We start from the raw sequence: 18394 nt of genomic DNA on the forward strand, positions 1-18394 counted from the left end.
ACAGGGGGATCAGCCGCCGGCGGGACGTGGGGCGCGCAGGTGGGCCCGCTGTGCCAGCTCCTCTTCTTCGACGTACGTGAGCATCGGCTGACCCGGCTCACACAGCATGAACACGACGAACTTGGTCGGCGCGTCCGGCAAGGCGTTGCCGTCCTGGTAGTGGATCACGTCGCCGCCCGGCTCCCAGAACGTCTCTCCGGCCTTGATCACGCGCTCCGGCTCGCCCTCGAGCTCGAACAGGACCGCGCCCTCGATCACGTAGCCGAAGGCCGGCCCCGAGTGGCGGTGCGGAGCGGCGCCGGGGTGGCCGGGGGGCCAGTCGACGAGGACGGTCATCGCCGAGGCGCCGTCGGGAATGAAGGGCGGCTGGATGTCCGCCAGCATCTTGGGTCCGGGCCCCGCAGGGCTCCCCAGCACGTCGTTGGACACGGGTACTACACCTCCGTATGTCTGTCCGAACAGGCGATCTCGCGTCGGCCACGCCTTTCCGGGCCGATGGACGGCGCGTCCGCTGTGGAGCGTGGCCTTGCGGCCAATGCCTGTTTACCCGCATACGCGCAGGTCAGGCTTGGTTTGAGGGCATAGGGCCGATGCTTTGCGGACGCATGTCCTTACGCCCACCATCCGCCCTGTCGCCGATCAGTGAGCCTCTGGTTCAGGCAGCCGGAGCGCGTAAAAGAGCCAGACCAGGGCGAAGCCGACCGCGAGTACGCCGAGTGCGCGCGTGGCCCCCGCCATGCCCAGCGCGACGGTCAGGGGGGCCACCGCCAGCGACGACACCCCCTGCAGCCCCGACGACAATCCGAAGGCGGTGACCATCACGCGGCCGCGGATGTGGTCGGGGCTGGCCAGTTGCAGCCCGTTGATGGCCAGGACGGCGCACGCGCCCACCCCGAGATGGCCGGCCACGGCGGCGGGCACGCCCGACCACAGCCCACCGGCCTGGGCCAGGGCGAGGTAGCCGAGCCCGAACACCGCCAGAGCGCCACCCGACACGATCAACCGCCGCCGCGCCGGCGTCCCGATCAGCCGCCCCTTCCCAAACGGTCGCCACTTCCCGATCAGCCACCGGCCCACGAACGGCCCGAGCACGGCGCCCACCCCCTGTGCCATGTAGAGGACGCCGACTCCGGCGTCGTTGGTGCCGAACCGTTCGAGCGCGTAGACGGGCAGGAGGCCGACCACGCCGTAGCACAGCCGCAGGCCCGCCGTCAGCAGGAGCAGGGCCGTCACGGTGGGGGTGGCGCGGATGAAGCGCCACAGTTCGGTGGTGTCGGTACGTACGCGCGTCCGGCGGGCCTCCGTCGCCAGGGAGAAGGGGCGGCGGATGCGGGCGATGAGGACGGCGGACGCGGCGAAGGAGGCGGCGTCGACCAGCAGCGTGGCCGTGCTGCCCCAGGCGGCCGTGGTCAGGCCGCCGAGTCCGGCGCCGAGCAGCAGACCGGAGGAGTAGAGGCTGCCGAGCGCGGCCTGCGCGGTGGGCAGCCGGTCGGGGGTGACGAGGTTGGGGAGTACGACCTCGGGGATCGGGCTCGACACCGCGGCCGACACCGACAGCACGGCCAGCGAGACCAGCGCCATGGGGACCGACTCCAGGTGGAAGGCGGCGAGCAGGCCCCCGAGAGGGACGATGGCGGCCAGGTCGCAGGCGATGCGCAGGCGGCGGCGGTCCAGGCGGTCGGTCAGCGAGCCGATGAGCGGCATCAGCAGGATGCCGGGCAGCGACTCGACGGCGAACAGCAGGGCCGTCAGCCCGGCCGAGCCGGTGCGGTGGTACACGAAGGCGTTCAGGGCGACGAAGGCGAACCAGTCGCCGGACAGGCTGAGGGCGGAGGCGAGGAAGAGCCGGCGGAAGTCGGGGTTGCCGCGCAGCAGCGCGAGCGGCGAGTTTCCGGGCAGGCGGGGAGGAACGGATGACACCTGGTGACTCCAAGCAGCCGAGCCGTCCGGCCGGTCATGGGCCGGACGGGCGAAGGGGGATCGCTTCGCGGGGTGCCCGGCCGGTCATGGGCCGGGCGGCTGCTGATCAGTCACAGAGGTGTGGCATGGGTGGAGATTAACGCACCGGGGGGCTCGGCGTCAGGAGCGGGCGAGGACCTCGTACTTGACCCTCATGACCCCGGACCCCGTGTCGCCGATGGCGGAGAAGGCGGCCGCCGAGAGGTCGAGGCAGCGTCCGCCCACATACGGACCGCGGTCGTTGATGCGGACCGTGACCGAGTCGCCGTTCGCCGGGTTGGTGACGCGGACCTTGCTGCCGAGCGGGAGCGTCTTGTGGGCGGCGGTCATGGCCGACGGGTCGAAGCGTTCGCCGCTGGCGGTCATCTGCCCTTCGTCGTAGTAGGACGCGCCGCAGGTGCCCGAGCTGAGTACGCGGGTCTTCAGCTTGGCGGCCTCCGTCTTCGCCTTGCGTACCGGCTCGGTCTTCGGCTTGTCGGCCGGCTTGGTCGGCGGCTGGGCTGCTTCGGCCTTCGGGAGGGAGGTGGCCTTGGGGCTGGATGAGGGCTTGGGGGCGGCCGACTTGGTGCTGGGCTTGTTCGGTTCGGGGGTCTTGGGGGCGGGGGAAGGGGTGTCGGTCCTCGTGTATGTGGGGGATGGCGACACGTCCAGCGCGGCGGTGGGCTTGGGGGCGTCGTCGTTGGCGACGGCCGCCCAGGCGGTGGTCGAGGCGGCGGCTACGACGGCCGCACCGGCCGCGACGGTGACCCAACGGCGCTTGCCTGGAGCCTTCTTCTGGCTCTCCGGGTTCGGACGGCTCGGGTTGTAGGAGTGCTGGCCCAAGGTAAACCACAGTCCTAGCTAGGGGACAGGACAGGGAAAGGCCAGGTCGGGGCAGGTATGGGGGCGCGCGTCGGCCGATCCCTCGCTCGGGGCGGGTGCCCCGCGAACGTGGTCGAACATATGCGACAAACAGCGAGTAAAGACAACTTAATGGGACATTCAGTGAAATATCTCACTTTGGTCACGAGTCGACCAGGACGCTGAGCGTACGCCGAGGATCTTCGGGCAGCCGGAAAACGCCGACTCTGTCACCTTGGGGATAGATGAGGGCATCCCAACGGGAGCAAGAGCCGTACCAAAAGGGTCAGAGCATCAGCGAGCGGACGGTCTCCACCGTGTCGGCGTCCGCGGCCCGCTTGTCGGGCCGGTATCTCAGCACCCGCGCGAACCGCAGCGCCATCCCCCCGGGATAGCGCGGCGACCGCTGTACCCCGTCGAAGGCGATCTCCACGACCAGCTCGGGCCGCAGGCTGACGGTCCACTCGTCGGTGGGCCCCTCGGCCAGCTCCAGGAAGCGTTCGGTCTGCCAGGCGAGCAGCTCGTCGGTCAGCCCCTTGAACGTCTTGCCCAGCATCACGAACCCGCCGCTCTCCGGGTCGCGGGCGCCGAGGTGGAGGTTGGACAGCTTGCCTTCGCGGCGGCCGTGACCCCATTCGGCCGCGAGGACGACCAGGTCGAGCGTGTGCCGCGGCTTGACCTTGATCCACCCGGCGCCCCGGCGGCCGGCCGCGTAGGGGGAGGCCAGCGACTTGACGACCAGGCCCTCGTGGCCGGCCTTGATCACGTCGATGAAGTACTTCTCCGCCTCCGGCACCTCGCCCGTGATGAGCCGCGGCGTGAGCAGACCGGGCGTGACGGTCCGGCCGAGGACCTCCTGGCGCTGGGCGTACGGGAGATCGAGCAGATCGGCCCCGTCCACCCGCAGCGCGTCGAAGAAGAACACGCTCAGCGGCGTGTCCTCCCGCAGCCGCGGGACGCCGGTCTTGGTGGTCACCCTGCTGGCCGTCACCTGGAACGGGTGCGGCCGCCCGTCGGGCCGCAGCGCGATCACCTCGCCGTCGAGCACGAGATCGTCGCAGGCCAGGCCGAGCACGGCTTCCACGAGTTCGGGCACCTGCGCGGTGATGTCGTCGAGCGTGCGGGTGAACACGCGGACCTGGTCGCCGGACCGGTGCGCCTGCACGCGTACGCCGTCGAGCTTCCACTCCAGCGCCGCCGGGGCGCCCGCCTTCTCCAGCGCGGCGGCGACGTTCGGGGCGCTGCCGGCGAGCATGGGCGAGACCGCCCGGCCCACCTCCAGCTTGAAGGCGTGCAGCGCTGCCACGCCACCGGTCAGGGCCGCCGCGCCCACGGCGGGCAGCCAGCCGCGCAGCGTGAGCGCCCGCCGCACGTCGGCGGACGGCGCGCCCGACGCCTTGGCGATCGCCTCGATCATCACGCCGTCGAGGGCGCCCTGGCGCAGCTCGCCGCCGAGCAGCCGGAGCATGAACGCCTGCTCCTGGCTGGTCAGCCCGGCGAACAACTCGGTGACCAGAGCCTTGCGGGCCGCCTGCGAGCCCTGGCCGGAGACGGACTTGATCTTCGACAGCAGGGCGTCGACGTGGGTCAGGGTGGCGGTGGCGGCGAGCTTGGCGGGCGGCGGATCCTGGAGGGTCCGCCAGCCCACGCCCACTTGACGCTGCGGGAGCTCACCCGACAGGTAGGAGATGGCGATCTCCGCCTCGTCGGCACCGACCCTGCCGAGCAGTTCGGCCAGATGGCCGACCTTGCCGAGCCGGGCGGACGTGCGCGTCACAGCCTCCGAAACCCGTACCACGTCGATCAACAGCACATGCCCTATGTTGCCGTACTTCGCCGACAAATCCGTCGCGCCAAGACCAGCATTTTGCGCGGCGATGGGCCCCCTGTGGGGTGGGGCGGGTGTGCGGCCCGCCCCAGGGTGTTAGCGGACGCCCAGGAGGTCGACCACGAAGATGAGCGTCTCGCCCGGCTTGATGCGGGCGCCGGCGCCGCGGTTGCCATAGCCGAGGTGCGCGGGGATCACCAGCTTGCGGCGACCGCCCACCTTCATCCCGGCCACGCCCTGGTCCCAGCCGGCGATGACACGCCCGCCGCCGAGCGGGAACTCGAACGCCTCGCCGCGGTTCCACGACGCGTCGAACTCCTCGCCGGTCGAGAACGCGACGCCCACGTAGTGGACGCTGACGTTCTGGCCGGGCTTGGCCTCGGGGCCGTCCCCTTCGACGATGTCGACGATCTCCAGGTCGGTGGGCGGGTTGCCCTCCGGGAAGTCGATTTCCGGCTTCTCGAGTGCCACGAATTGCTCCTGTTACGAGTATTGGCGATCAGGAATGGACCCGACGACTCTATGCGGTCGGGATATGGTCATCGTTCATGGCCGCCCTTTCCGCCGATGCGATCCTGCTCACCGGGCGCGTCGCCGTGATCACCGGAGCGACGCGGGGGATCGGGCGGGCGATCGCGGAGACGTTCGCGGCATTCGGGGCTCATGTCGCGACCTGTGACCGCGACAAGCCGCAGCAGAGCAGCGAGCTCGCGATGACCCTGGACGTACGGGATCCGGTGGCCGTGGAGGTGTTCGCGCAGGCCGTGCACGAGCGGTGGGGGCGCGTGGACATCCTGGTCAACAACGCGGGCGGGACCTTCCACGCCGCGTTCGCCGACACGACGGCCCGCGGCGAGCGGACCCTGATCGAGGAGAACTTCACGCAGGTCACCGGCATGATCCGCCGGATGCTGCCGATGATGGGCGCCGGGGCGTCGATCATCAACGTGACCTCCAGCGAGGCGCATCAGGCGGCGCCGGGGTTCGCGGTCTACGCGGCGATGAAGGCGGGGCTGGAGAGCCTGACGAAGTCGCTCGCGCTGGAGTTCGCGCCCCTGGGCATCAGGGTGAACGCCATCGCGCCCGACGGGCTGCCCACCGAGGGCGAGACGCAGGTGCGGGAGCGGATGGCGGACGGACCCTTCGAGCCGGTACGCCTGCCGCCGCTCGGGCACCTCGGAGAGCCGGTCGACGCGGCGGGCGCGGCGGTGTTCCTGGCCAGTGAGCTGGCCAGGTTCGTGACCGGCACGACGCTGCACGTCGACGGCGGGATCCACGCGGCAGGCGGCTGGCGCCGAACCTGAGCCGCTTTACCAGCTCTGATGCAGTGGCATGCCCTCGGTGTAGCCGGAGGCGCTCTGGATGCCGACCACCGCGCGCTCGTGCAGCTCCTCCAGGTTGGTCGCCCCCGCGTACGTGCACGAGGACCTCAGCCCGGCCACGATCGCGTCGATCTGGTCCTCCACGCTCGGCCGCCGCGGATCCAGGTACATGCGCGAGGTCGAGATCCCCTCCTCGAACAGCGCCTTCCTGGCCCGATCGAACGGGCTGTCCTCCGCTGTGCGCAGCCGCACGGCCCGCGCGGACGCCATGCCGAAGTTCTCTTTGTACCTGCGCCCGTCGGCGTCGGTGCGCGCGTCGCCGGGAGACTCGTACGTCCCGGCGAACCACGAGCCGATCATCACGTTGGCCGCGCCCGCGGCCAGGGCGAGCGCCACGTCACGCGGGTGCCGGACGCCACCGTCGGCCCACACGTGCCGCCCGAGCCGCCGCGCCTCCGCCGAGCATTCGAGCACGGCCGAGAACTGCGGCCGCCCCACCCCGGTCATCATCCGCGTCGTGCACATGGCGCCGGGGCCGACCCCCACCTTGAGGATGTCCGCGCCCGCGTCCACCAGGTCGCGCACGCCCTCGGCGGTCACCACGTTGCCCGCCGCGACCGGCACGCCCGGGTCCAGGGCCCGGACCGCGCGCAGAGCGGAGACCATCTTCTCCTGGTGCCCGTGCGCGGTGTCGACCACCAGGCAGTCGATCCCGGCATCGAGCAGCTCCTTGGCCTTGGCCGCGACATCGCCGTTCACGCCGACGGCGGCTGCGACGCGCAGCCGGCCGGCGGCGTCGAGCGCGGGCTGGTAGAGCGTGGCGCGCAGGGCGCCCGTGCGGGTCAGGATGCCGACCAGGCGGCCCTCGGCGTCCACGATGGGCGCCAGGCGGTGACGGCCCCCGTGCAGCCGGTCGAACGCCGCGCGCGGCTCAAGACCGGCCGGCAGCGTCAGCAGTTCGCTCGACATCACCTGCGACAGCTGCGTGTACATGTCGACGCCCTGGCAGTCGGCCTCGGTCACCACGCCGGTCGGCCGGTTGTCCCAGTCGACGACGATGACCGCGCCGTGGGCGCGTTTGGGCAGCAGCTGCATGGCCTCGCCGACCGTGTCGTGCGGCGTCAGCGTGAGCGGAGTGTCGTGGATCAGGTCGCGCTTCTTGACCCAGTCGACGACATCCGTCACGACATCGATGGGAATGTCCTGGGGGATCACGGTGATGCCGCCCCGGCGGGCGATCGTCTCGGCCATGCGCCGGCCGGCGACCGCGGTCATGTTCGCCACGACGATCGGAATGGTGGTGCCCGTGCCGTCGTTCGTCGAAAGATCGACCGCGAGCCGGGAACCGACCGAGGAACGCGACGGAACCATGAACACGTCGCTGTACGTCAGGTCGTATTGCGGCTCGAGGCCGTTAAGGAACTTCACGTTCGTCCATCCTATGCGCTGGGTGACTTATGAGGGCTTTTCCCGTTTGTTATGGCCATAGGATCGCCCGAGATACTTAGGGGGGATGGAGGGCCTGTGGAGGTCACTGAGAGAAACGAGCTGACAGTCGTCGGTATCGCCGTACGCACGTCGAACTCCGACGAGATCGACCCCGCCAGGGCGAAGCTGCCCGTGCTGTGGCAGCGGGCGGGCGCCCCCGGGGCGTTCGCGCACATCCCGGGACGCGTCGACGAGAACCTTTACGCGGTGCTGACCGACTACGAGGGCGATCACAACGGCGCCTACACGCAGATCGTCGGCATCGGCGTGCGGACGGTCCCCAGGCTGCCCGAGGGCATGGTCGCCGTACGAGTGCCCGCGGGCCCGGCCCTGCGGGTCGAGGCGCGCGGCCAGATGCCGCAGGCGATCGTCGACGCCTGGCAGCAGGTGTGGAAGCACACCGAGTCGGGCGGCACGCCCGCGCGGGCGTTCAGGACGGACCTTGAGGTGCACCACCCCGGTGGCGCGGACCTCTACATCGCCGTCTACTGATCGCTGAGCCCGAGCCCGTTCGGGCTCGGGTCGTGGCCTCATGGGCCGCCCCCCTTACCTATCGTTAAGTAACCTCTTGCGGATGTCATTTCGGGTCGCTTACCATCCGTTAGGTAAGGGGGTTTTGTCATGCAGATCCTGATCTCCGGCGCGAGTGTCGCCGGACCCGCGCTGGCGTACTGGCTCAACAGGTACGGCTTCGACGTCACCGTCGTGGAGCGCGCCCCGTCGCTCCGCAAGACGGGCGGTCACGCGATCGACCTGTTCAGGCCCGCGATGGACATCGTCGAGAAGATGGGCCTGATCGACCCGATCGCCGCCAAGAAGACCGGCACGAACTGGCTCACCATGTATCGCGAAGGCCAGGAGGGGTCCGTGGAGCTGGATCTCCGGCGCGTCTTCACGGCCGTGTCGGACCGGCACGTCGAGATCATGCGCGACGACCTCAGCGAGATCTTCTACGACGCCACCCGCGCCGACGTCGAGTACGTCTTCGACGACTCCATCACCGCCATCGCCGAGGACGGCACGGTGACCTTCGAGCGCGGGCCGAACAGGCGGTTCGACCTGGTCGTCGGCGCCGACGGGCTGCACTCGAACGTGCGCGGCCTGGTCTTCGGTCCCGAGTCGCGCTTCTCCACCTGGATCGGCGCCTATCTGGCCGTCTTCTCCGTGCCCAACTACCTCGACCTCGACGGCCGCATGGAGGGGCTGTCCGGCATCGGGCGGATGGCCGGGATGTACGGCGCGGCGCACATGTCCGACGCGCGGGCGGTGTTCCTGTTCAGGACGCCGGAGCAGCTCCAGTATCACCATCGCGACGTCGCCCGGCAGAAGGAACTGCTGCGCGAGCGGTTCGCGGGGATGGGCTGGCAGGTTCCCCGGCTGCTGGCCGAGCTCGACCGCACCCCGGCCTTCTACTTCGACTCGATCACCCAGCTGCGCCTCGACACCTGGTCGCGTGGCCGCGTGACGCTGGTCGGCGACGCGGGCTACTGCCCCGGACCGGCCGTGGGCGGCAGCACGAGCCTGGCCGTCGTCGGGGCGTACATCCTCGCCGGCGAGCTGGCCGCCGCACGCGGCGACCACGAGCGCGCCTTTCCGGCCTACGAGGCCGAGATCGGCGAGTACGTACGGCGGAGCCGCACGTTCGCGGTCGGGGCGGCCAAGCGGATCGTGCCCGGCAACCGGTTCGACCTGTGGACGCTCACCCAGGCCGCGCGGCTGATCGGGCACCTGCCGGTCGCGGTGACCAAGGCCGCTACCAAGCTGGGTAGCAAGGGCATGCGGCTGCACGACTCGATCGCGTTGAAGGACTACTCGGCGTACGAGGGCGTGCGGCAGTAGAAACGGCGCGGCTGCGGAAACGGCGCGAATAGACTGCCCGCCGTGCGTGCCGCCTATTTCGCCTTTGACCGGTTCCCTTCGAGCAAGGGGTCGGCGGTGCACATCGGGCAGATGGCCGCCGAACTGTTCGACCGGTTCGGGGGCGGGCTGCTGGGGGTGCTGGGCGGGGGTGGGCTGCCGCGCTACCAGCGCGAGGGCGATGTCCAGATCGCCAGGTTCGACGAGCAGATCCCCAACCTGATCGACCGGGCCGAGGCGTACTCGCACTGGGTCGCCCGCCACCTCGCGCCGCACCTGGAGACGCTGGAACTGGTCCACGTGCGCGATCCTTGGAGCGCGCTGCCGGTGCTCGGCCACCGGCACAAGGTGGTGTACGAGGTGAACGGGCTGCCGTCCATCGAGCTGCCGCACACCTGGCCACAGGCGGCCCCCGCCACGGTGGCCAAGTTGCGGCGGCTGGAGGAGCACTGCCTGGAACAGGCGGACGCGGTTGTCGTGCCATCGAGCGTCATCGGGGACGCCATCCGCAAAATGGGGATAAATCCGGAAAAGGTGTTCCTCGTTCCGAACGCCGCCAACCCCGTCACCCCGGCACCGACCGCACCGACCGGCGCGCCCGAGCGCTACCTGATCTACGTAGGCGCCCTCCAGCGCTGGCAGGGCGTGGACGTGCTGCTCCGCGCCCTCGCCAGGCTGGCCGACCTGACCGAGCTGCGCCTGGTCGTCTGCTCCTCCGTCCCGGAACGCCGCGCCAAACCCCTCCAGCGCCTCGCCGACCGCCTGGGGGTGGCCGAGCGGATCGTGTGGCGGTTCACGCTGCCCCACGACGAGGTGGCCGGCTGGCTGGCCGGCGCTGCCGTGTCCGCCGCCCCGCTCACCGCCTGCCCGCGCAATCTCGACCAGGGCTGCGCCCCGCTCAAGATCCTGGAGTCGATGGCGGCCGGCACGCCGGTGGTGGCCTCGGACCTGCCGGCCGTACGGGAGATCCTGGGGGAGGACGGGCGGCTGGTCGCGCCCGATCGGCCCGCCGAGCTGGCCCGCGCGATCCGGATCCTCCTGGAGTATCCCGACCGGGGGCGGGCGATGGCGGAGCGGGCCAGGGGCAGGGTGCCCAGCTGGGCGGATTCCCGGGCGAGGCTCGCCGAGGTTTATCGCCGTGTGTAGTGTTTCGAGCCATGTTCTGGCGGAAGACACGGGCGGCCATCGCCGGGTTCCACCCGCTGCACCAGACCCTCATCTGGGAGCACACGCTCTCGGCCACGCTGCCCAAGGCCGAATGGGCGGCGCTGCTGGCCAGCCTCTCCCGGCATCGCGGGCTCGTCCGCCGGCCCAAGTGGCGGCTTCCCGCGCGTACGGAGAGCCTGCTCGTGCCGCTGATCAGGGTGCTCTGTGAAGACGTCGGCGGCGGCGTGGTCGGCATCACCGCCGATCTGCGCGGCCACGGCGTCCCCGGCAAGGAGAGCCCGCGCCGGTCCCTGCCGGTCGTACGGCCGGTGCGCCGGGCCGAGGAGTGGTGGGTGCGCGATCCGTGGCTCAGCGTCCGCTCGGAGTTACGTGACGGCAGCGTGCTCACGCTCGCCGTCACCGACCTGGTCAGGCGCCGCCGCGTCGTCAAGGTCAACCCGCGGGGCAAGCACAAGACCAAGACCAAGACGAAGGCCGTACAGCACATTCGGACCAGCCGCTCGCTGGCCAAGGGCCAGGTGCCGGCGCGGCCGGGCAGCCCGCCGCCATGGTGGATCCAGGTGAAGGTCCGTCCGGGCGTGAAGACCGTGATCAGGGCCGCCGCCAAGGTGCCGCTGCCCGCCGAGCGCGACCAGCTCGGGGCGATCATGACGGTGGCGACCGAACCGTTCAGATGGACGCAAAGGAGGCGGGCCGCGTGATCCCGTGCATGGTGAGCACCGGATTCTTCGTGCTCGGCCGCTGCGGCCGCGCGCCGGTCGCCGCCTGCGCAGGGTGCGGCAGGCCGATCTGTGACCGGCACGTCGGGCCCGGCGGCGTCTGTCCCGAGTGCGCGACCGCCCAGGGCTACGGCTCGGCCTACGACCCGTTCTGGACCAGCGGCTTCCGCCGCGACCACTACCAGAGCACCTCGTCCACCTACCAGGACCCCGGCTGGTACGGCACGTTCGACGACTACGACAGAGGCGCCTTCGACCCCGAGGACCAGGGCGACTTCGGTGACTTCGGCGACGGCTACGAGCGCGATTTCGTGGACAGCTGATGCGGCTGCTGTGGCTCACCGAGCACTACCCGCCGAGCAGGGGCGGCATGGCCGAGTCCTGCGACAGGATCGTCAGGGGCCTGCGTGAGGCGGGCGTGGAGATCGACGTCGCGCACCTGACCAGGCGGGATCGGCCCTGGCAGACCGGCGGCGAGCGGGGCGGGCGGCTGCTCACCGTGCCGCTGGAGGACAATCCCGAGCACGCGCTGCGCCGGCTGTGGACCGTGCTGCGCGGTGAGTCGTACACGCACGTGGTGGCGTTCGGCGGCACGTACGCCATGCTCGGTGCCCCGATCCTGGCCGCGTGGCTCGGCGCCCCGCTGGTGACGCTGCTGCGCGGCAACGACTTCGACACCGGCGTCTTCTCGCTGCGCCGCAGGGGCGCCCTGCTCGACGCGTTACGGGCCTCGGCCACGGTGTGCGTGGTGGCCTCGGGGCACGCGCCGCTGGTGTCCGCGCTGGTTCCGGAGGCGCGGGTGCGGTGGGTGGCCAACGGCATCGACACCGCCGGCTGGCAGATCCTGCCCTCCGAACGCGCGGCGGGCCTGGCCAGGCGGGCCGCCGCCGGCCGGCGGACGATCGGGCTCATCGGGCAGCTCAAGAACAAGAAGGGCGTCGGCTTCCTGCTCGACGCGCTGGCCGCCTCCGGGCACGCCGACCTGTTCCACCTGCTGCTCGTCGGGGAGCTGGAGGCTGACCTGGTCGTGCCCGCCGGGCACACGCGGCTGCCCTTCCTCGACCGGTACGAGCTGCCCGCGCTCTACGCCGCCTGCGACCTGGTCGCGCTGCCCTCGTTCTACGACGGGCTGCCGAACGTGGCCCTGGAGGCCGCGGCCCTCGGCGTCCCGCTGCTCGCCTCCGACGCGGGCGGGCTGGCCGACCTGGTCGACGACGAGATCGGCTTCCGCTTCGCCGCCGGGGATCCGCACGAGTGCCGGGCGGCGGTGGACCGGGCCGCGCGGGCGACGGACGAGCAGCTGGCCAAGCTCGGTATGGCGGCGGCCGAGCGGATACGCAGGGACTTCACGGTGACCGCCGAGACAGAGGGCTACCTGAAGGTCTTCCGCGAGAGCGCCCGATCCGCCGCTCCGCCCGACGGCACCGGATCGTCCGCTCCGCCGAACCGCACATGATCGTCTGCTACGCCAGAGGCGGCGGGCTCGGCCATCTCACCCGCGTCCGGGCCTACCTGCACACGGTCCATCCGGGCGCCCCGGCCACGATCCGCACCGAGTGGCCGCGCGATCCGGCCGTGCTCGCGCGGGCCGACGAGATCGTGGTGGACGCCTTTCCCGCCGGGCTCGACGGCGAGATCGAGGCGGCGGTGCCGCGGGGGCCGCGCGTGGTGCATCTGGCCAGGTTGCTGCGCTGGGACGCCTACCGGCCGCTGATCCCGGCCCGGCCGCCGCGCTTCCACCGGACGTGGCTGGCCGAGCCGGTGAGCGATCCCCACCTGGCCTACCTGGAGTCGGTGTCGGACGAGGTGGTCCCGCTGGCGCTGGCCGATCCACCGGCCCCGCCCGCTGCGGCGCCGGAGGACCGGCTGACGGCTTCGGGGGACTGGCTGATCGTGCATTCCGGGCCGCCGGGCGAGATCCTGGAGCTGGTGGCGTACGCCCGCGAGAGCGCCGTCCTCGAAGGTCTCAGCCCGCGCCTCGTGCTCGTCTCGCCCGCCGCGCCGCCCGGCCTGCCCGCCGGGGTGGCCCACCTCGCCGTCCGCCCGGCCTGGCCGCTGTTCGCCTCGGCCGGCCGCATCGTCTCCGCCGCCGGGTTCAACGTGGTACGGCAGGCCGCGCCGTACCGGCACAAGCATCGGATGGTGCCCTTCCCCCGCCGCTTCGACGACCAGTTCACCCGCGCGGCGAGAGCGCGACGGGAAAGGACGTGACGCCGCGCACGAACGCGTTGGGCAGGATGCGCGGACCCGCGTCGTCGGCCCAGGCGGCCGAGCCCACCCGGTCGATCCACTCCTCGAAGAAGATCCGTAACTCCAGCCGGGCCAGGGACGCGCCCAGGCAGAAGTGGGTCCCCAGGCCGAACGCGATGTGCCCGCCCGGCTTGCGCGTGACGTCGAACACCTCCGGGCGCTCGAACACCGACTCGTCCCGGTTCGCCGAGCCGTACATGAGCAGCACCTGCTGGCCTTGGCCGATGCGCTGCCCGTGGAGCTCGGTGTCGCGGGTGGCCGAGCGGCACATGTTGAGGATCGGGGTGGTCCAGCGGATGAACTCCTCCACGGCGTTCTCGATCAGGCCGCGGTCCTCGCGCAGCAGCCGCCACTGGTCCGGGTGCCGGATCAGCGCGTCGATCGCGGTCGCGATGACCGTACGGGTGGTCTCCGCGCCGCCGTCGAGCAGCAGCAACGCCTCGTTCGCCAGGTGGTCGTCGTCGTAGGCGGCCCGGCCGGACCACAGGGTCACCAGGTCGTCGGCCGGGCACGCCCGGCGTTCGGCGGCCAGAGCCAGTACTGCCTCGCCGAACTCGCCCGCGGCGACCGCGGCCTCGTGCGTGACGTAGCGCAGGCCGCCGCCCGCCACGATCGTGGTCTCCGACCAGTGCTTGAGCCGCGGCCAGTCGGCGTCGGGGAAGCCGAGCAGCCAGCCGATCATGCGGGCGGGCAGCGGCGCGGCCAGGGCGGGCACCGCGTCGACGGTGCCGGTCTCCAGGGCCTGGTCGATCAGCTCGACGACGACCTCGCGGACGCGGGCGGCGTAGCGCTCATGGACATAGCGCGGTGTGAAGCGGCGGTAGACGAGGCGGCGGTGCTCGGCGTGCTCCGGGTCGTCCATGCCGATCATCGACGGATCGGAGGGCAGCTGGGGGCGGTAGCCGCCGGTGCTGGTCCACAGGCCGGGATCGCGCTCGATGGCCGTGATGTCGGCGTGGCGGGAGATGCCCCACAGCCCGTTGGCGGCGTCGTGGTGGACAGGGGAGTGCTCGCGCAGCCAGGCGTAGACGGGTGCCGGGTCGCCCGCGTACAGGGCGCCGTCGAGCAGGTCGGGGTCCATGTCAGGCCAGCACCCCCTGGGAGCGCAGCTTCTCCGCGGCCTCGGCGCTCAGGCCCCAGGCGGACAGGTCGGTGAGCCGGGTGGCGGGCGAGAGGTCCTGGTCCGGTACGCCGAGCAGGCGCGGCGCGGGGACCGGCTGGCTGAGCCCGCCGACGTCGGCGAAGGCGCCCCTGGCCACGTTGTGCGGATGCTGTACGGCCTCCTTCATGGACAGGACCGGCGACACGCACGCGTCGGAGCCCTCGAACACCGCCTCCCACTCCGCCCGCGTCCGCGACCTGAACTCCTCGGCCAGGCGCGCCTTGAGCGCCGGCCACTGCTTCCTGTCGCCGCGGTCCGGCAGGTCCGTCAGCCCCATCCGCGTCACCATCGCGTCCCAGAACTGCGGCTCCAGCGAGCCGACCGCCATGAACTCCCCGTCGGCCGTCTCATAGGTGTCGTAGTGGGGCGCGCCGGTGTCCAGCAGGTTCGTGCCGCGCGGGCCCCAGAAGCCGCTCTGCACGCCGTGGTAGAACATCGCGAACAGGATCGCGGCACCGTCCACCATGGCCGCGTCGATCACCCGGCCCTTGCCGGTGCGTTCCCGCTCGAACAGGGCGAGCAGCACGCCGTACGCGAGCATGAGGCCGCCGCCGGCGAAGTCGCCCAGGATGTTGATCGGCGGCGTCGGCTTGTCCTCCGCGCGGCCGAGCATCGACAGGATGCCGGAGATCGCGATGTAGTCGATGTCGTGGCCGGCGGTGGTGGCGAGCGGCCCGTCCTGTCCCCAGCCGGTCATCCGGCCGTAGATCAGCCGCTCGTTCACCGCGTGGAGGTCGGCGGGGCCGATGCCGAGCCGTTCGGCCACTCCGGGCCGGAAGACCTCGATCACGACGTCGGCGTTCCTCGCCAGCTCCTTGAGCGCGGCGACGCCCTCGGGCGACTTCAGGTCCAGGCCGATGGTGTGCTTGCCGCGGTCCATGACGTCCGTGCGCGGCTCGTCGGAGACGGCGGCCACGCGGTCGACGCGCAGCACGTCGGCGCCGTGGTCGGCGAGCATCATCCCGGCGAACGGGCCCGGCGCGAGCCCCGCGAGCTCCAGCACCCGGATCCCGGCGAGCGGGCCCTGACGGCCTTCAGACATCGGCATCTCCTACGACTCGGCTGGCCTCAGTAGAACAACATTCGGTGACCTCTGGCAAGACGCCTTCCCGACCTCCAGGCAGACATTCGCGAGGTATGGGAAACTTGCCCACTGTTCGGGTGGGTCTACAAGGGTTGGACATGGTTTCGGATAGCAACCAGCTGGTGGCCAAGCGCTATCAGTTACTGCGCGAACTGGGGCGCGGCGGTATGGGCGTGGTCTGGGAAGGCCGCGACACACTGCTCAACCGGCAGATCGCCGTCAAGGAAGTGCTCCTGCCCGCGGGACTGCCCCGGGCCGACCAGGAACGGCAGCTGCTCCGTACCGCCCGCGAGGCGCGTATGGCGGCACGGCTGAACCACCCGTCCGTCGTCGCGATCTACGACGTGGTCGAGGAGGACGGCCGGCCGTGGATCATCATGGAGCTGGTGCGCCACCCCTCGGTGGAGGAGGTCGTCGCCACCTCCGGCGCCCTTCCGGTACGGCAGGCGGCCGACGTGGGCCGGCAGGTGCTGTCGGCGTTGCGGGCCGCGCACGAGGTCGGGATCCTGCACCGCGACGTCAAGCCGAGCAACATCCTGCTCACCGACGACGGCCGGGCCGTGCTCACCGACTTCGGCATCGCCACCGCCGAGGGCGACGCGTCGCTCACCCAGACCGGAATGGTGACGGGCTCGCCGAGCTTCCTGGCTCCCGAACGGGTGCGCGCGGCCGAGTCCGGGCCCGCCTCCGACCTTTGGTCGCTCGGAGCCACGCTCTACGCCACGCTGGTCGGCCGGTCGCCGTTCGAGCGCGGCGATCCCATGGCCACGCTGAACGCGCTGCTGAGCGACGAGCCGGACTACCGCCGGATCCCGCCGATCATGCACCCGATCCTGCAAGGGCTGCTGCGCAAGGAGCCGCACGAACGGGTCAACGCCGAGCAGGCCGACGCGCTGCTGGCCGCCATCGTCGCGGCCAAGCAGCCGAACGACGACCGGGTCGTGGTGGAGCCGAAGCCGTCCCGCGGCGGCCGTACCCTCCTCGCGGCGGCAGCGGCGGCGGTGCTGGTGGTCGCGGGCGGCGGGTTCGCCTTCTTCAAGTTCAGCGGGTCGGCGGAAGGCGCGCCGCGCGTCACGCAGAGCGCCGTGGCCAGTGCGCCGCCGACCTCGCCGCCGCCCAGCGCCGAGACCAGCGCGACGCCCACCCCCACCCCGACGCCCACCCCGACCAGGGTGGTGGCGACGGTACGGGCCTGGAAGTCCCCCGACGGCTGGTCCATCATGCGGCCCATCGGCTGGAGGGGCGCCCGCAAGGAGGCCTACACCGAGTGGACGCGCCGGGACCGGAGCGGGCACTTCGGCGTCCAGGCCATCTACGTCAACCCCGACCCGAACCAGATCATCCGCGACTCGCAGGAGACCGCCGGGCAGAACGACCAGGACATTCGGACCCTGCGCCGCAGGTCCGTCACCCACCAGGGGACCAAGGCCGTGGAATGGGAGTTCACCTACACGGCGGGGCCGACCGCTGACGCGCCGTGGAGCACGCAGGGCGTGAAGTATCACGAGGTGCAGCGGGCGGTGGCGATCGGGGACACCGCCTACGTCCTGTCGTGGACGGCCACTGAGGCGCGCTGGAAACAAGACCAGGGGTTGATGCGGCAGGTGATCGCCAGCTTTACGGTAGCGGCATGAGTAACCCCTCCACGGTCGTGCCGGTGATGGCATGACGCCCCGGAATCCGAGTGCCGGTGGTGTGGCATGACGCCTTGGAATCTGCTCGCGCTGGCGCCGCTCCCCGAGGAGGTGCTGCGGCAGCTGCTCGCGCCGCTCGGCGATCGGGTGGCCGTGCGGGTGCCGCCGGCCCGCGACCGCGCCGCGCTTCTGGCCTCGCTGGCCGAGGCGGAGATCGTGCTCGGCGACTGGACGGCGCTGCTGGCGCTCGACGCCGAGGCGGTGGCCGCCGCGCCCCGGCTGGCCTTCGTCCAGCAGCCCTCGGTCGGCGTCGACGGCCACGATCTGGCCGCGCTGGCCGCCGCGGGCGTGCCGCTGGCCAACACGGCGGGCGTCAGCGCCGTCGCTGTGTCCGAGTGGTGCCTGGCCGCCGCCCTGTCGCTGTCGCGCAAGCTCGCCGAGGCCGACGCCGCCGTCCGCGCGGGCCACTGGCCGCAGCAGGGCCTCCAGCCCCGCGAGCTGCACGGCCGGCAGGTCGGCATCGTCGGCTACGGTCCGATCGGCGCGGCCTGCGCCCGGCTGTTCCGGGCGTTCGGCTGCCAGGTGTCCTACTGGACCCGCACGCCTCGCGCGGAGCCCGGCTACCAGGAGCTGGCGCCGCTGCTGTCCGACTCCGACGTGGTCGTCGTGGTGATCGCGCTGTCCGACGAGACTCGTGGCCTGATCGACCCCAGGCGGCTGAAGCAGGGCGCGTTACTGGTCAACGCGGCCAGGGGCGGGGTCGTCGACCAGGCGGCGCTGGCCGGCGCGCTCACCGACGGGCACCTCGGCGGCGCCGCGCTCGACGTGTTCGACATCGAGCCCCTGCCCGACGGCGACCCGCTGCGCGAGATCGACGGCGTGCTGCTGTCGCCGCACGTCGCCGGAGTGACGCCGGAGTCCACCGGGCGTCTGCTCACGGCCACGATGGCCAACCTCACGGCCGCGCTGGACGGGGACGAAGTGGCCAATGTGATCAACGGTGTGTCGCCGATCATCCGCCGGAAGTTTCCGGATTCGCCCACCGCGTAGGCATTCGACCGGGCACGATAAACAGTTTTCGTGT

18 protein-coding genes are annotated in these 18394 nt (G+C 71.6%); 10 read left to right on the plus strand and 8 right to left on the minus strand.

Annotated elements, in window-relative coordinates:
- Window positions 1-9: 9 nt before the first annotated feature.
- The 5 genes from ACQP2T_RS16015 to ACQP2T_RS16035 form a co-directional block, all read right to left on the minus strand.
- The gene (locus ACQP2T_RS16015) at window positions 10-429 is read right to left on the minus strand and encodes a cupin domain-containing protein (protein WP_433516923.1); all 420 of its coding nucleotides are present in this window, start codon (window positions 427-429) and stop codon (window positions 10-12) included.
- Between the two features lie 210 nt (window positions 430-639).
- On the minus strand, window positions 640-1920 hold the full coding sequence (locus ACQP2T_RS16020) for an MFS transporter (protein ID WP_433516924.1): 1281 nt from the start codon (window positions 1918-1920) through the stop codon (window positions 640-642).
- A 159-nt stretch (window positions 1921-2079) separates the two neighbouring features.
- Window positions 2080-2781 carry a septal ring lytic transglycosylase RlpA family protein gene (locus ACQP2T_RS16025; protein ID WP_433516925.1) on the minus strand — a complete coding sequence of 234 codons (702 nt, stop codon included), beginning with the start codon at window positions 2779-2781 and terminating at the stop codon, window positions 2080-2082.
- A 304-nt stretch (window positions 2782-3085) separates the two neighbouring features.
- Complete coding sequence (locus ACQP2T_RS16030) at window positions 3086-4612, minus strand: ATP-dependent DNA ligase (RefSeq protein WP_433516926.1); 1527 nt, start codon at window positions 4610-4612, stop codon at window positions 3086-3088.
- Window positions 4613-4723: 111 nt separating this feature from the next.
- Window positions 4724-5098 carry an FKBP-type peptidyl-prolyl cis-trans isomerase gene (locus ACQP2T_RS16035; protein WP_357940076.1) on the minus strand — a complete coding sequence of 125 codons (375 nt, stop codon included), beginning with the start codon at window positions 5096-5098 and terminating at the stop codon, window positions 4724-4726.
- A gap of 77 nt (window positions 5099-5175) precedes the next feature.
- Here ACQP2T_RS16035 and ACQP2T_RS16040 point away from each other — a divergent pair, with 77 nt between their 5' ends.
- Window positions 5176-5931 (plus strand): SDR family NAD(P)-dependent oxidoreductase, encoded by a 756-nt coding sequence (locus tag ACQP2T_RS16040; protein ID WP_433516927.1) that lies wholly within the window; start codon window positions 5176-5178, stop codon window positions 5929-5931.
- 6 nt (window positions 5932-5937) lie between these two features.
- On the opposite strand, the gene ACQP2T_RS16045 is transcribed toward ACQP2T_RS16040, so the two are convergent.
- Complete coding sequence (locus ACQP2T_RS16045; protein ID WP_433516928.1) at window positions 5938-7377, minus strand: GuaB1 family IMP dehydrogenase-related protein; 1440 nt, start codon at window positions 7375-7377, stop codon at window positions 5938-5940.
- Window positions 7378-7473: 96 nt separating this feature from the next.
- Between ACQP2T_RS16045 and ACQP2T_RS16050 the strand changes: the two genes are divergently transcribed.
- From ACQP2T_RS16050 to ACQP2T_RS16080, 7 genes are all read left to right on the plus strand, one after another.
- Complete coding sequence (locus tag ACQP2T_RS16050; protein WP_433516929.1) at window positions 7474-7929, plus strand: GyrI-like domain-containing protein; 456 nt, start codon at window positions 7474-7476, stop codon at window positions 7927-7929.
- A 129-nt stretch (window positions 7930-8058) separates the two neighbouring features.
- Entirely contained in the window at window positions 8059-9276 is a 1218-nt protein-coding gene (locus ACQP2T_RS16055) for an FAD-dependent monooxygenase (protein ID WP_433516930.1), read from the plus strand.
- A 42-nt stretch (window positions 9277-9318) separates the two neighbouring features.
- Window positions 9319-10440 carry a glycosyltransferase gene (locus ACQP2T_RS16060; protein ID WP_433516931.1) on the plus strand — a complete coding sequence of 374 codons (1122 nt, stop codon included), beginning with the start codon at window positions 9319-9321 and terminating at the stop codon, window positions 10438-10440.
- 11 nt (window positions 10441-10451) lie between these two features.
- Window positions 10452-11162, plus strand: coding sequence for a hypothetical protein (locus tag ACQP2T_RS16065; RefSeq protein ID WP_363995004.1), 711 nt, complete (start codon window positions 10452-10454; stop codon window positions 11160-11162).
- Window positions 11159-11503 (plus strand): hypothetical protein, encoded by a 345-nt coding sequence (locus ACQP2T_RS16070; protein WP_433516932.1) that lies wholly within the window; start codon window positions 11159-11161, stop codon window positions 11501-11503. The genes ACQP2T_RS16065 and ACQP2T_RS16070 overlap by 4 nt, the downstream gene beginning before the upstream one ends.
- Window positions 11503-12636: a glycosyltransferase family 4 protein gene (locus ACQP2T_RS16075; protein ID WP_433516933.1), complete on the plus strand. Its 1134-nt coding sequence runs from the start codon at window positions 11503-11505 to the stop codon at window positions 12634-12636. Before ACQP2T_RS16070 ends, ACQP2T_RS16075 begins: the two co-directional genes overlap by 1 nt.
- A complete protein-coding gene (locus ACQP2T_RS16080; protein ID WP_433516934.1) occupies window positions 12633-13391 on the plus strand; it encodes a hypothetical protein in 759 nt (252 codons plus the stop codon). The genes ACQP2T_RS16075 and ACQP2T_RS16080 overlap by 4 nt, the downstream gene beginning before the upstream one ends.
- On the opposite strand, the gene ACQP2T_RS16085 is transcribed toward ACQP2T_RS16080, so the two are convergent.
- On the minus strand, window positions 13354-14511 hold the full coding sequence (locus ACQP2T_RS16085; protein WP_433516935.1) for a cytochrome P450: 1158 nt from the start codon (window positions 14509-14511) through the stop codon (window positions 13354-13356). The genes ACQP2T_RS16080 and ACQP2T_RS16085 overlap by 38 nt on opposite strands.
- A 1-nt stretch (window position 14512) precedes the next feature.
- Entirely contained in the window at window positions 14513-15634 is a 1122-nt protein-coding gene (locus ACQP2T_RS16090; protein WP_433516936.1) for a CaiB/BaiF CoA transferase family protein, read from the minus strand.
- 140 nt (window positions 15635-15774) lie between these two features.
- Between ACQP2T_RS16090 and ACQP2T_RS16095 the strand changes: the two genes are divergently transcribed.
- Both ACQP2T_RS16095 and ACQP2T_RS16100 read left to right on the plus strand, forming a co-directional pair.
- Window positions 15775-17310, plus strand: a complete 1536-nt coding sequence (locus ACQP2T_RS16095) for a serine/threonine-protein kinase (protein WP_433516937.1) — start codon at window positions 15775-15777, stop codon at window positions 17308-17310.
- A 66-nt stretch (window positions 17311-17376) separates the two neighbouring features.
- Window positions 17377-18360, plus strand: coding sequence for an NAD(P)-dependent oxidoreductase (locus tag ACQP2T_RS16100; RefSeq protein WP_433516938.1), 984 nt, complete (start codon window positions 17377-17379; stop codon window positions 18358-18360).
- Window positions 18361-18394 lie beyond the last annotated feature (34 nt).

This window comes from Nonomuraea sp. CA-143628, assembly GCF_050942315.1.
Taxonomy (GTDB): domain Bacteria; phylum Actinomycetota; class Actinomycetes; order Streptosporangiales; family Streptosporangiaceae; genus Nonomuraea.